Below are 13043 nucleotides of genomic sequence, written 5' to 3'. Positions count from 1 at the left end.
GAAGAAGGCAAAGGGGGTACGGCAGGCATGGCGTCCATTTAGGCACCTGATCTGATCGGGTTCTGGTCTTAGCCCGCCATTCTAAGGTTAAACCTGTTCTACGCCGCAGTGAATCTGATCTACAGCAGCGGTGCGCCCGTATCGCGCTTGACTTCGCGAAGGGAGAGCATCGACTCGATGGCGGTGACACCGGGCAGGGCGCGCAACACGTCGCGCGTGAAACTGCCGTAATCGTCGAGATCCGTGGCGACGACGCCGAGCAGGTAGTCGGCGCTGCCCGAGATGTTGTGACAGGAGACGATGCGATCGATGGCCTGCACTTCACGCTCGAATTGTTCCGACAGGGCGCGATCGTGTACCGCGAAGCGAACGTGAACGAATGCCGTGACGCCCAGACCCAGTGCGCGATGCGAGAGTTCGGCGCGGTAACCGGTGATGTAGCCCTCGGCTTCGAGGCGTTTCAGGCGTCGGGCGCAGGGGGTCTCGGAGAGTGACACGCGTTCGGCAAGTCGGGCGTTGGAGATACGGCCATCGCGTTGCACGATGGCGAGAATCGCTCGATCGATGGCGTCAAGTTCGTTCATTGTGGGTGTCCCGCTACAAAAACAGCTTCAAAGATGGCATTCCACCACGATCTGCCGCGTCCGGAAAGTGTTTCCCTCATCCGTTCGTCCTAATCCGACCGGTGATACGCAAAAAGCGGCATTGGTGGTTTGCCTTGCTAGTCGTGACATGCAAGAGGATTGCTCCAAATAATTTGATTTGTATGGGTGGAAAACGCCATGTTTCACTCATCGATTGGCGGGATCATGAAGCTCGTTTTCGCTGCTTCAAATCCTCTGGGGAAAGGTCATGGTCTCGCTGCAATTGCTCACGGTGTTCATTGGCGCGCTGGTCGTCGTCTACGCATTACCTGGGCCCGACATGGCGGTCGTGATGCAAACGAGCATGATGCGGGGCACGCGTCATGGTCTGGCGACGGCGGCCGGTCTGGCACTGGCCCGCGCCGCGCACGTGACGCTTTCGGCCTGCGGCGTGGCGGCGTTGTTGCGTGCGGCGCCCTGGCTCTTCGAGACGGTGCGCATCGTGGGCGCGATCTATCTGGCATGGGTCGCGATCCAGATCTGGCGCTCGCCGGCGTTCGGCATGGACGTGACGGCCGCCGCGCAAGACACCGCACCGCCGCTCTCCCATGCATTTCGCCGTGGGGTGCTCTCAAGCGTGCTGAACCCCAAGGCGTTGCTGTTCTGTTCGGTGCTGCTGCCGCAGTTCGTGCGTCCGGAGGCGGGGCCGGTGTGGAGTCAGGTGCTCGAACTCGGGGTGTTGCTGCTGGCCGTAGGCGCGATGTTCGACGTAACACTGACCTTCGGCGCCGTGCGCATCGCGCGCTGGTTACGCGCACGTCCGCTTGCACAAAAAGTACAACGCTGGTCGTTCGGCGCGGCGCTCATGGCATTTGCCGTACGACTGTCGCTCGACTGAAAAGCCGGGCACAATACATCTCACCTACATCGCCCTCCAGCGATTGCACCACTTGAGTGCATTTCGCTGCGACACCGCAAATCAGGGTGCGACACAACGTCGCACCTCTTGAATTCACAGAACCTTCCCGAATTGCTGCATTGCACAGCGTTTACCGCCAAAAAGGTGTCGATCTGCTTGGAAAACGTCGCGCGCGTACGCGTGAGGGCCGCGCGACACATTGTCGCGCAGGCGGGTGCGCGATGTCCCGCCTAATTAAACTTCGGCATAATGCCGCACCGTGATGGAAGTAAAAGACAAGAAGTCGGACAGTGACTTGAGGTCTGCGGGCGGCAATCCGCCCCGGTTCCCGTCTTTTCGATGACACAGTCGTCGTAGTTCGACCGGTGCAATACCGGCGTGACGACTGCTCCCGTCTCACCTTAACCCTTGCCAACCTCCTGCGACCCTGCATCAGGCCGGTAAGCCCGTGTTGCGCCGTTCGCTGGCCAACTCAACCCTGTCGTGTGACATGAAGAAACACAGAAACCCGCGATTGTTTAGGCTGCTCGCCTTGTGCTCGCCGCTGCTTTTGGCAGGCTGCGACATGACGCTGCTCGACCCTAAGGGGCAGATCGGAATCGAGAACAAGAACCTGATCCTCACGGCCACCTGGCTGATGCTGATCGTGGTGATTCCGGTCATTCTGATGACGCTGTGGTTCGCGTGGAAGTACCGCGCAACCAACAAGTCGGCGCGCTATGAGCCGAATTGGTCGCACTCGACGGCCATTGAGGTCGTGGTCTGGCTCGTGCCGATCATCATCATTGCGATCCTTGCGCGCATCACCTGGGTCTCCACTCACGAACTCGATCCCTACAAGCCGCTGGAAAGCGACGTGAAGCCGATCACCGTCGAAGTGGTGGCGTTGAACTACAAGTGGTTGTTCATCTACCCGGAACAGGGCATTGCGTCGATCAACGAACTGGCCGTTCCTGTCGATGTCCCGGTGAATTTCAAGATCACCTCGGAATCGATCATGAACTCGTTCTTCATTCCGCAATTGGGTAGCCAGGTCTACTCGATGGCCGGTATGGAAACGAAGCTGCATCTGATCGCCAACCACGTCGGCTCGTACGACGGCATTTCGGCGAACTACAGCGGCGGCGGCTTCTCGGGCATGCGCTTCAAGACGCTGGCCATGACCGACGGCGATTTCCAGCAATGGGTGACGAAGGTGCGCGAGTCGAAGAAGGTGCTCGACAAGGATGCCTACGCCTCGCTGGTGCCGATGAGCGAGAACACCCCGGTCACGTATTACAGCTCGGTCGACGCGAACATGTTCCAGTCGATCGTGCATGCCCCGATGGCATCGGGCATGGCGCAGCAGCATGAAGGCCATGAGAACCACGGTGCCATGGACATGAAGGGCATGGACATGAAGGGTATGGACATGAAGATGGAAATGAAGGGCGCGGGCACCGATGCCGCGACGGCTCCGGCCGCCGCTGCCAACGTGCAAGGCCAGTCGATGACCATGGCCATGGACGCCGGCGCGCACGCGATGCACGCCGGTGCGGCTGCGCACGCGCATAAGGAGTAAACAACAATGTCAACGCTGTTTGGCAAACTGACTCTCGAAGCCATCCCGTACCACGAGCCCATCATCATGGGCGCGGTCGGCATGATGGTGATTGGTGGGTTGGGCATCCTCGCGCTGCTCACCTACTTCGGCAAGTGGAAGTACCTGTGGAACGAGTGGGTGACGTCGGTCGATCACAAGAAGATCGGTGTCATGTATGTGCTGGTCGCGCTCGTCATGCTGCTGCGCGGCTTTGCCGACGCCATGATGATGCGTACCCAGCTGGCGCTCGCGCACAACTCGGGCGGCATTCTCCCGCCGGATCACTACGACCAGATCTTCACCGCCCACGGCGTGATCATGATCTTCTTCGTGGCGATGCCTTTCATGACGGGTCTCGTGAACCTCGTGGTGCCGCTGCAAATCGGCGCACGCGACGTGGCGTTCCCGTTCCTGAACACGCTGTCGTTCTGGCTGTTCGTGGCTGGCGCCGTGCTGGTGAACCTGTCGCTGGCCGTGGGTGAGTTCGCTCGCACGGGCTGGCTGGCATACCCGCCGCTCTCGGGCATTCAGTACAGTCCGGGCGTGGGGGTGGATTACTACATCTGGGCCTTGCAGATCTCAGGTCTGGGGACGTTGCTCACGGGTGTGAACTTCGTCGTCACGATTCTGAAGATGCGCGCGCCGGGCATGAACCTGATGAAGATGCCGATCTTCACCTGGACGTCCCTGTGCACGATGGTGCTGGTGTGCGCCGCGTTCCCGGTCCTGACCGTGACGCTGGGTCTGCTTTCGCTGGATCGTTATCTCGACTTCCATTTCTTCACGAATGAGTTGGGCGGCAATCCGATGATGTACATCAACCTGATCTGGATCTGGGGTCACCCGGAGGTGTACATCCTGATTCTGCCGGCGTTCGGTATCTTCTCGGAAATCATCTCGACGTTCTCGGGCAAGAAGCTGTTCGGCTACAAGTCGATGGTGTACGCCACGGCGGCGATCATGGTGCTGTCGTTCCTCGTGTGGGCGCACCACTTCTTCACGATGGGCTCGGGCGCCAGCGTGAACGCCTTCTTCGGTATCGCGACGATGATCATCTCGATCCCGACCGGCGTGAAGATCTTCAACTGGCTGTTCACGATGTACCGTGGTCGCGTTCAGATGACCACGCCGGTGCTGTGGACGCTGGGCTTCATCGTCACGTTCGTGATCGGCGGTATGACGGGCGTGCTGCTGGCAGTGCCGGGCGCGGACTTCGTGCTGCACAACTCGCTGTTCCTGATTGCTCACTTCCACAACGTGATCATCGGTGGCGTGCTGTTCGGTTACATCGCCGGTATGAACTACTGGTTCCCGAAGGCCTTCGGCTTCAAGCTCGACGAGCGTCTGGGCAAGGCAAGCTTCTGGTGCTGGCTGATCGGCTTCTACCTCGCGTTCATGCCGCTGTACGTGCTGGGCCTGATGGGCATGACCCGTCGTCTGAACCACTACAGCAATCCGGAATGGCAACCCTGGCTGATCGCCGCACTGATCGGTGCGCTGTTCATCGCTGCCGGTATCGGCTTCCAGGTGCTGCAACTGGTCGTGTCGATCAAGAACCGCAAGGCGCTGGCCGACACCACGGGCGATCCCTGGAATGGCCGTACGCTGGAGTGGATGACGTCGTCGCCGCCGCAGTTCTACAACTTTGCCGAAGAGCCGCGCGTGCATGACATCGACGAGCTGGCCTACCGCAAGGAACACGGCATCAAGAGCGATCTGAAGACGAGCTACGCTCCGATTCACATGCCGAAGAACACTGGCGCCGGTTTCATCATCAGTGCTTTCTCGCTGGTGTTCGGTTTCGCCGCCATCTGGCACATCTGGTGGCTCGCCATCGTTGGCTTCGTGGGCATGATCCTGACGTTCATCTGCCGTAGCAACAACGATTCGATCGACTACTACGTGCAGTCGCCGGAAGTGGTGGCCATTGAATCGGCTCACCATCAGGCACTGGCCGCAGCAGCAAAGGCTTAATCATGACGAGCGAAGTTCTCAAACACACGGGCGCGCATGCCGATGCGCATGCGCATGACCACGCGCACCACGACACCGGGGGCAACACGATCTTCGGTTTCTGGGTGTACCTGATGACCGACCTGGTGCTGTTCGCCAGCTTGTTCGCCACGTTTGCTGTATTGCGTGACTCAACGGCGGGCGGCCCCACGGGCAAGGAACTCTTCGACCTGAAGTTCGTGCTGGTCGAAACCTTCATCCTGCTGTTCTCGTCGATCACCTATGGCTTCGCCATGATCGGCCTGCACAACGGCAAGAAGGGCGCCGTGATGGGCTGGCTCGCCATTACGTGGGTTCTGGGTGCGGCGTTTATCGCCATGGAACTGTACGAGTTCCACCACCTGATCCTCGAAGGCGCAGGTCCGAACCGTAGCGGCTTCCTGTCGTCGTTCTTCGCACTGGTGGCAACGCACGGTCTGCACGTGGCCTCGGGCCTGCTGTGGATGGCCGTGCTGATGTTCCAGATCGGCAAGAAGGGCCTCACGTCGACCAACACCACGCGTCTGCAATGCCTCTCGCTGTTCTGGCACTTCTTGGACGTGGTCTGGATCGGCGTCTTCACGGTCGTGTACCTGATGGGAGCGATGTAAATGAGCAGCAATAGCAAATCGGTGCAATCGCACGGCCACGACGCTGGCCACAATGCGGCCGGTGGCAGCCACGGCAGCGTGAAGTCGTACCTGATCGGCTTCGTGCTCGCCGTGATCCTGACGGTCGTGCCGTTCAAGCTGGTGATGGATGGCACGATGCCGCCGTCGACGGTGCTGCCGCTGATCCTCGGCGCAGCCCTCGTGCAGATCATCGTCCACCTGATCTACTTCCTGCACATGGACCGCTCGTCGGAACAGCGCTGGAATGTGATGGCGTTCCTGTTCACCGTGCTGATCGTGGCCATCGTGCTCGTCGGCTCGCTGTGGATCATGCACAACGCCAACTCGCTGATGATGCCGGGGATGTAAGTCTTCCGGTCTTACCCGGACTCTCGGGTAAGTGAAAAAGGCGGCTTTCGGATTTTCCGGGCCGCCTTTTTTCTTTTTGTGCTTTGGTGCGGGGCTTAGGCTGGTCTGGTGCCTCTCTGGCGCCTCAGTACGCAAAAAGGGCAATTCGACTAATCGAATCGCCCTTTTTGCTCACGCCTTACCTGCGCGTCGACACCGCCCGTCAACCTATCGCTGACAGCTCTGTCCATCGCCCCAACCCGCGGCGCTTGCCGGTACCCTGACTGCGCTCCACCTTAAAGTCGCTCCGTCAGGGCACCGACAATCACCGCTCATACATCCTGTAATGCAATCATCTCCGCTCCGAATGACGGCGCCAAACTGCAACCGTCCGTCGCGGTGGCGCTATCGGTTGCACGCCGATGGTGTCGTCGCATCGCTATTGCTCGTGGATCGGGGTGGGGGCCGCCCGCGGTGCGACTTAACAAGCAATGGAGTGCCGCGGGCGGCCCCCACCCCGATCTGCCGCTAACGTTGGAAGTGGGTGAGGCCCTTCCTGACGCAGCACGGAATCAACCGTGCGACCCCTTGTCATCCGGCGGCGTGTCCGATGTCGGCGCCGCCAGAATCACGCCAGGGCGCACCGGCAGATCCGGTCGAATCCCCAGCAACGGCAACGCTTGCGACGCAATCTCCGCAAACGCCGGACCTGCTGCCTGACCGCCAAAGTGCTGCGACGCCTTCGGCTCGTCCACCGACACCGCAATCACCAGACGCGGTGACGACAACGGCGCAATCCCCACGAACGACGCCCGGTACTTCGAGTGGTCGTAACCGTGAGCGCCCGCCTTGTAGGCCGTGCCCGTCTTCCCGCCAATGCTGTATCCGGCGACCTGCGCTGTCGTGGCCGTCCCGCCCGTATCCACCACGCCAGCCAGCATCTTGCGCATTTCGGCCGCCGTGCGCGCATCGATGACACGCACGCCCTCGGGCTGCACCGGTGTGTCCGGCTTGATGATCGAGATGGGCACGAGTACGCCGTCGTTCGCGAAGATCGTGTAGGCGCGCGCCAGTTGGAAGAGCGACGCCGAAATGCCGTACCCATACGCCATCGTGGCCTGCTCGATGCGCCGCCATGATTTGTACGGACGCAAACGCCCCGACACCGCGCCCGGGAAGCCCAGCTTCGGCTGCTGTCCCAGCCCGATCTCAGTGAACATGTCCCACATTTCTTCGGCACGCAGCATCGTCGACACTTTGGTCATGCCGATGTTGCTCGACTTCTGAATCACGCCCGCCGCCGTCAGCACGCCATTCGCCGAGTCGTCAGAAATGGTCGCGCCTTCGAAGACATATCGGCCCGGGCCGGTGTCGATGGTCGTGGTCGGTGTCAGACGGTGCAGATCCAGCGCCAGCGCCATCGTGAACGGCTTGAGAATGGAACCCGGCTCGAAGACGTCGGTGAACACGCGGTTGCGCAGTTGCTCACCCGTCAGATGCTCGCGATCGTTGGGGTTGTAGGTCGGCAAGTTGGCCAGTGCCAGCACCTGACCGCTCTTGGCGTCGATGACGACCGCCATGGCCGCCTTCGCGCCGGTGCGGTCCACCGCATTCTTCAGGGCTTCATAGGCGATGTACTGCACGCGGGTGTCGAGCGTGAGACGAATGTCCTTGCCGTCGCGCGGCGGGCTGGAATCGTCGAGATCCTGAATGGTGCGCCCGATACGGTCCTTGATCACGCGACGTACGCCGGCCGTCCCTTCAAGCAACGGCTCTTCGCCCAACTCCATGCCTTCCTGGCCCTTGTCCTCGACGTTCGTGAACCCCACGACGTGCGCGGCCACTTCGCCTTCGGGGTAAAAGCGCTTGAATTCGCTGCTCTCATAAACGCCGGGAATGCCCAGCGCCTCGACCTGCTTGCCGATCTCCGGCGACACCTGACGCTTCACATAGACGAACTTCTTCTCGCCAATGAGCTTGGTGCGCAATTCCTTGGTGGGGATGTCGAGCAGTTTGCTCGCTTTCTGGATGTCGCTATCGGACAGGTCGTCCGGGACTTCGGCAGGCACGGCCCAGACGGTACGCATCGGCAGACTGGTGGCGAGCACACGGCCGTCGCGGTCTTCGATCTTGCCGCGCACGCCCGGCATGACGATGGCGTGCTCATAACGCTTTTCGCCCTGCGCGATGTAGAAGCTGTTTCCCGGTCCGGCAATCCAGAACGCCCGCACGACGAGACCGATGAAGGCCAGTGTAATGACGATGACGACGAGCTTGGAGCGCCACAACGACATGCGCGATTGCAAGACAGGACTGGCGGCGAACGTGACGTCCTTGGGCTGGCGATTCTTTTGCATGGCGCTCGCGGGGCGTTGAGAGACTCGATACAGCCAATCGCCAGCAACGGATCGCAAGGTATCCGTGCACTGACTCTGGCTCAAATTCTAGGCGAGATAGCGTAGCACGCAAGCGACTGTTGTAATAGCGCGAAAGCCCCGTCAGACGGGGCTTTCAGGGTTTTTTTCGATGCATTCGACGTGACTTTTCACATGGGTGTCGGCTGGTGAAACCGGAAGTCAATCCCGGGCGCTATTTGCCTGCGTCGAAACGCACATCGCCATACCAGGCATGTGCACTCGCATGGGTGTTGTCGCTGTCGGTGAAGACACCGTAACCGAGCAGCTTGCCCGGCTTTTCTTTGTAGACACGCTCGTAATCGGCGGCGAGGTTGCGCGAGAACGTCTGCCATTTGCCGAGCGACGCATCGCCTCCCGCCACCACGAGCATCTGGACCCGATCGGTGTGCGGGTTCTGGATCACGCCGCCAACGGGTGCGTCGTTGGACCAGATGTACATGAGCGTGGCGTATGGCAGGTCTTCGCCCCCCGCCTTGGCCAGCGTCATGGCGGCCCGGTCGCCGAACGAGAGCCGCGACTTGTCGCCGTCGAAGAAGAAGACCAGCCGCGCGGGCGCATCTTCTTTGTCGCTCGCCCGGTTGTCTGCGCCTGGAATCGCTTTGTCGACTTTCCAGCGCCATGCGACGATCGGCGTCGCGTTCAGGTCGATACCGTCTCCCTTGGCCATGAGCGCCGATGCCGAATCGGTCGAGTCCGCTTCGATGACGTTGCGCTTGCCGTCGGCCACCACGGTGTAGACCGTGAGCTTCTTGCCGCTCACGACCGGCAGGTTCTGCCAGCCCGCGGGCAAGGCGCTGCCCGGACTGGCTTTGGAAAAGGGCACGGCGGGACCCGCTGCCGACGCAGTACCGGTCGCAGGATCTGCCGCAAAGGCCCGCGAGGCCGAAAGCAATGTCACCGCCAGACAGACGGTCATCGCGACGGCCGCGACCGTCAGGCGGGCGCGAGACCGGTGACGCTGGTGACGCCGGTGAGGGTGATGACCCTGATAGGGATAAGCGCGCGAACGAAGCGTCGAGACAATGCGTTGCATGGTGAACGACTCCTGCGTTGGGACACGACTGACGAAGAGGGCTGACTGAGCGGACTGACTGAGCGGACTGACTGCGGTGGACGGCTTCAGTGCCACCGTCCAGACCGGCTCAGCGCTGCTGCATGGCGACGCGCAGGCCCAGGCCGATGAAGATGGTGCCGATGATCTTCCCCTGCCAGCGCAGCAGCCAGGTGAAGCGTCCCACGAACTTGCCGAGCGGACGCACCGACAAGGCGATAGCCGCCGTGTAAAGCGCGCTCATCGCCACGAACACCAGACCCAATACGAGGAACTGCACGAAGACGTTGCCCTCGCTGGCGTGCACGAACTGCGGCATGAAGGCGAGGAAGAACAGCGCCGTTTTCGGATTGAGCACTTCGGTCGCCACGGCCTGCGCGAACGCACGACCCGGCGAGACCTGAGACGCGACAGGCAACTGCGGATCGGACGGCCGCTCGCGCAACGCCTTGATCCCGAGGTAAATCAGGTAAGCCGCGCCGACGTATTTGACGACATCGAACGCCAGCGCCGACGTCATCAGCACCGCCGACAGTCCGACTGCCGCGAACAACGTGTGGATGAGATCGCCGAACGCAATCCCCATGCCGGTCATGACGCCGGCGCGGCGTCCGCCCTGCACGGTGCGCGTGATGGTGAGCAACACCGCCGGTCCCGGAATCAGAAAGAGCCCGAGTACGACGGCGACGAACGTGGCAAGCGTGGCAAAAGTCGGCATAGGGGCTCCGGTCGGCAGCGGGCGGGATCAGGACGGTCAGGTGACGGCCAAAGGGCGGTCAGGGCGACGCTATGGCGACATCATCCCAGATTCTGCGAGAGGACGCCCGAAAGGGCCGCGGGCGAATCCTGAAGCCGCTGTTACCGTGGTGGCAGACCATGCCCGCTGCTTCGACTTTCGTCGATGTCCCTTACCAAGGAGCTTGCGCCATGTCATTCGCGTCAGATGCGATCGTCACCTCTCTTTCCTCACGCACGCCCCCGAGCGTCGACACGCTGTTTCAGCTCGCGAAGGCGGCCGCGAACTGCGCCTTCGAGGGCTTCCGGGGCGATTTCTCCAGCGCGGCGGCATGTCTGCGCGAGAACGGACTGCGCGATGTGCTTGCCGACGCCTGGCATCAGGCGTCGCAGCGCTTCGCTCGGCATGCGGCGTCGCACCCGGGCGCGGTGGACGTCGGTTTCGCCTGCGCGCTGAGCGCACTGACCGTCGGCGCCACCTGCACGTATCTCTGGCCGGAACTCAAGGCGCTGGAGCAAGCCATCGGCGCGGGCGACGAGGCGCAGCGCCAGTGGGCCTTGCAGACGGATTCGCAATTACGCCGACGAACGCTGGCGGACGTGACGGCCATGCGCCAGTGTCTGGCCGTCTTCGACGCCACGCTCGACGCTGCCAGAGCGCAGCGCGATGGCGCCACGCTGCCGCGTCATGCGCTGGCGGAAATGCGCATCGCCGAAGCGCTGCTGCTCCACCTCGCCGACACCCCACAATCCGATCTTGCGCACAGCGATCGCGTGGCCGGGCTTTGCCAGCTCATGTCGCACGGACTGGGGTTCAGGTTGCCCAAAGCCATGCGCGACGCCCTGCACATCTGCGATGAACGCCCCTCGCTGATTCGCGACGACAATGCCTTTGCATTGCTCAAATCGCGGCTCGAACCCGACTGGCAGCATGACGAGCCAGGGTCGCCCACGTTCACCGTTCATCCCGTCGACGTGCAGATCTTCGATCCTGTCGAGACGACCGACGACCTGTCAGCGAAAACGCGACACGAGCGGCGTTTGCTGACGGACGCCAAGGCGCTGCGTCGGGTACGCACCCGCGTCGTCGAGCTATTCGCCGCCAGCGTGCGGCACGATTGCGGCGGTACGGGCGACTGGCGTCATCTCACGGAGCGCGCCCTGACGGCAGCGGCTCAGCACGGCATGACGTGCGAGCAGGTGCTCACGGCGCTGGGCGTTGCCACGCGTGCCGGCGTCAGCGCGCGTTATGCGTGGCGGTGGTCCGACGAACCGGTGCCGCGCCCCGGCGAGACAGTTCGCCCCACGATTGCGCTGGAGGTCGCCAAATGGATCGCGCGAATCATGATCGTGGCAGGCAGGCCGGAAGCGACGGCGCGCGACGCACAGTGCCCGCCACGGCTCGCTGCCCTGGTGCGCGGCGACACGCCACCGTCGCTAAAGATCGGCAGCGACGACTGGATGCATCTCGTCGATGGGATCGACGTACTGCGCCGCGACCATTGGCATACCTCGTTCGCGCAGGTCTGTGAGGCCGGCAAACGCTGAAGGCGGAGGATCGCTTACAGGTACGCGCCGCCAAGCAGCCCGGCGACGCTGCCCGCCGCGAGCCACCACAACGGATGCACCTTGGTACGGATGGCCAGCACCGCAACGCTCGCGGTGATACCGGCGAGCAACCACGAGGTCGCCGAGGCTTCTGCAATCAGTGCGGCACTCGCTGCGACGAGTCCGGCCGTCATCGGCATCAGTCCGGCCTGTACGATGCGCCGCCACGGCCGGTCCTTGAAGCGCTCCCACAAATGCAGGACGCCGACCGTGATGAGCGACGACGGCCCGAATTTCGCAATCGACGTGACGAGCATGCCCTGCCAGCCGGCCACGTGCCAGCCGACGAGCGTCACGATCATGAGATTCGGCCCCGGCGCGGCTTGCCCAAGTGCGAACAGCGCGCTGAATTCTTCCGACGTCATCCAGTGATGCAGATCGACGACCTGACGCTCCATCTCGGGCAGGATGGTGTTGCCGCCACCGAAGGCGAGCACCGACAACTGCGTGAAGATGAGCGCGAGCGAGACGAGCGTGCCGGTCATTGCGACACCCGCCACGTGGCATAAATGGAGATCGGCGTCATGACGAGCATGGTGAGCACGAGCGGCACGCGCAGCACCGCAATCGCAATGAAACACGCGAGCGCCACACCACCGAGCGCGACCGATTTGCGCAGTGGCCACGACACTTTCCATGCCATCTGAATCAGCAAGCCAGCCGCCGCTGCGGCCAACCCGGCGAAGAGATGCTTCACGTGCGGATCGTTCTGGAAGTGCTGGTAGATCGTGCCCAGCACGATGACCACCGCAGACGGCGCGGCAATCAACCCGAGAATCGACGCCAGCGCGCCACGCCAGCCGTGAAAGCGCATGCCGAGCGCAACCGACAGATTGATGATGTTGCCGCCGGGCAGAAACTGACACAGACCGAGCAGGTCGGTGAATTCGGCCGATGTGACCCAGCGACGCTTCTCGACGATCATGCGCCGCGCCAGCGGCAAGGCCCCGCCGAATGCGGTCATCCCGAGACCGAGAAAGCCGAGGAACAGTTCGCGTACGGTTGGCGCACGTGTGCCGTGGGTATCGCTGCCGGTAGGTGCCTGGTGGTCGCTTATGGTGGTCGATGTGCGCCGGTCGGAGGACGGGGCTGCGCAGGCGGCCGCTGAAGGTGGAGGAAGCGTGGATGACATAACGACGGTTCTTCGTGTGGCTGACGATGTGGCGCGCTTCGGTATCGCGCTCAATGGTTCGAAT

General features: G+C 62.2%; 12 protein-coding genes. 6 read left to right on the top strand and 6 right to left on the bottom strand.

Going from position 1 to position 13043, the window contains the following annotated elements; genetic code table 11:
• Positions 1–119: 119 nt before the first annotated feature.
• Complete coding sequence (locus tag C5N93_RS10955) at positions 120–584, bottom strand: Lrp/AsnC family transcriptional regulator (RefSeq protein ID WP_044456539.1); 465 nt, start codon at positions 582–584, stop codon at positions 120–122.
• A 268-nt stretch (positions 585–852) separates the two neighbouring features.
• Here C5N93_RS10955 and C5N93_RS10950 point away from each other — a divergent pair, with 268 nt between their 5' ends.
• The 5 genes from C5N93_RS10950 to C5N93_RS10930 all read left to right on the top strand — a co-directional run bounded on the left by C5N93_RS10950 (position 853) and on the right by C5N93_RS10930 (position 6057).
• Positions 853–1482, top strand: coding sequence for a LysE family translocator (locus tag C5N93_RS10950; protein WP_242559285.1), 630 nt, complete (start codon positions 853–855; stop codon positions 1480–1482).
• 511 nt (positions 1483–1993) lie between these two features.
• Positions 1994–3064 (top strand): ubiquinol oxidase subunit II, encoded by a 1071-nt coding sequence (gene cyoA, locus C5N93_RS10945; RefSeq protein WP_242559284.1) that lies wholly within the window; start codon positions 1994–1996, stop codon positions 3062–3064.
• A gap of 15 nt (positions 3065–3079) precedes the next feature.
• A complete protein-coding gene (gene cyoB, locus C5N93_RS10940; protein WP_069344032.1) occupies positions 3080–5059 on the top strand; it encodes a cytochrome o ubiquinol oxidase subunit I in 1980 nt (659 codons plus the stop codon).
• 2 nt (positions 5060–5061) lie between these two features.
• The gene (locus C5N93_RS10935; protein ID WP_242559283.1) at positions 5062–5688 is read left to right on the top strand and encodes a cytochrome o ubiquinol oxidase subunit III; all 627 of its coding nucleotides are present in this window, start codon (positions 5062–5064) and stop codon (positions 5686–5688) included.
• A complete protein-coding gene (locus tag C5N93_RS10930; RefSeq protein WP_069344025.1) occupies positions 5689–6057 on the top strand; it encodes a cytochrome o ubiquinol oxidase subunit IV in 369 nt (122 codons plus the stop codon).
• A gap of 551 nt (positions 6058–6608) precedes the next feature.
• On the opposite strand, the gene C5N93_RS10925 is transcribed toward C5N93_RS10930, so the two are convergent.
• From C5N93_RS10925 to C5N93_RS10915, 3 genes are all read right to left on the bottom strand, one after another.
• A complete protein-coding gene (locus C5N93_RS10925) occupies positions 6609–8393 on the bottom strand; it encodes a penicillin-binding protein 2 (protein ID WP_069344712.1) in 1785 nt (594 codons plus the stop codon).
• Positions 8394–8625: 232 nt separating this feature from the next.
• On the bottom strand, positions 8626–9486 hold the full coding sequence (locus tag C5N93_RS10920; protein WP_242559282.1) for a DUF3047 domain-containing protein: 861 nt from the start codon (positions 9484–9486) through the stop codon (positions 8626–8628).
• A 109-nt stretch (positions 9487–9595) separates the two neighbouring features.
• Positions 9596–10222, bottom strand: coding sequence for a LysE family translocator (locus C5N93_RS10915; protein ID WP_150721232.1), 627 nt, complete (start codon positions 10220–10222; stop codon positions 9596–9598).
• A 209-nt stretch (positions 10223–10431) separates the two neighbouring features.
• Here C5N93_RS10915 and C5N93_RS10910 point away from each other — a divergent pair, with 209 nt between their 5' ends.
• Positions 10432–11787, top strand: a complete 1356-nt coding sequence (locus C5N93_RS10910; protein ID WP_242559281.1) for a hypothetical protein — start codon at positions 10432–10434, stop codon at positions 11785–11787.
• Between the two features lie 14 nt (positions 11788–11801).
• Here the strand turns inward: C5N93_RS10910 and C5N93_RS10905 are convergent, their stop codons facing one another.
• Positions 11802–12332 (bottom strand): chromate transporter, encoded by a 531-nt coding sequence (locus C5N93_RS10905; protein WP_242559280.1) that lies wholly within the window; start codon positions 12330–12332, stop codon positions 11802–11804.
• Positions 12329–12979: a chromate transporter gene (locus tag C5N93_RS10900; RefSeq protein WP_242559279.1), complete on the bottom strand. Its 651-nt coding sequence runs from the start codon at positions 12977–12979 to the stop codon at positions 12329–12331. The genes C5N93_RS10905 and C5N93_RS10900 overlap by 4 nt, the downstream gene beginning before the upstream one ends.
• Positions 12980–13043 lie beyond the last annotated feature (64 nt).

Origin of the sequence: Pandoraea sp. LA3, assembly GCF_022696215.1 — a bacterium.
GTDB classification, from domain to species: domain Bacteria; phylum Pseudomonadota; class Gammaproteobacteria; order Burkholderiales; family Burkholderiaceae; genus Pandoraea; species Pandoraea capi.
This window is presented reverse-complemented; position numbering and strand designations above follow the sequence as displayed.

Coding starts and splice junctions, on each gene's coding strand:
- C5N93_RS10955 (WP_044456539.1), bottom strand. CDS start 584: ATGAACGAACTTGACGCCATCGATCGAGCGATTCTCGCCATCGTGCAA.
- C5N93_RS10950 (WP_242559285.1), top strand. CDS start 853: ATGGTCTCGCTGCAATTGCTCACGGTGTTCATTGGCGCGCTGGTCGTC.
- cyoA (WP_242559284.1), top strand. CDS start 1,994: ATGAAGAAACACAGAAACCCGCGATTGTTTAGGCTGCTCGCCTTGTGC.
- C5N93_RS10935 (WP_242559283.1), top strand. CDS start 5,062: ATGACGAGCGAAGTTCTCAAACACACGGGCGCGCATGCCGATGCGCAT.
- C5N93_RS10930 (WP_069344025.1), top strand. CDS start 5,689: ATGAGCAGCAATAGCAAATCGGTGCAATCGCACGGCCACGACGCTGGC.
- C5N93_RS10925 (WP_069344712.1), bottom strand. CDS start 8,393: ATGCAAAAGAATCGCCAGCCCAAGGACGTCACGTTCGCCGCCAGTCCT.
- C5N93_RS10920 (WP_242559282.1), bottom strand. CDS start 9,486: ATGCAACGCATTGTCTCGACGCTTCGTTCGCGCGCTTATCCCTATCAG.
- C5N93_RS10915 (WP_150721232.1), bottom strand. CDS start 10,222: ATGCCGACTTTTGCCACGCTTGCCACGTTCGTCGCCGTCGTACTCGGG.
- C5N93_RS10910 (WP_242559281.1), top strand. CDS start 10,432: ATGTCATTCGCGTCAGATGCGATCGTCACCTCTCTTTCCTCACGCACG.
- C5N93_RS10905 (WP_242559280.1), bottom strand. CDS start 12,332: ATGACCGGCACGCTCGTCTCGCTCGCGCTCATCTTCACGCAGTTGTCG.
- C5N93_RS10900 (WP_242559279.1), bottom strand. CDS start 12,979: ATGTCATCCACGCTTCCTCCACCTTCAGCGGCCGCCTGCGCAGCCCCG.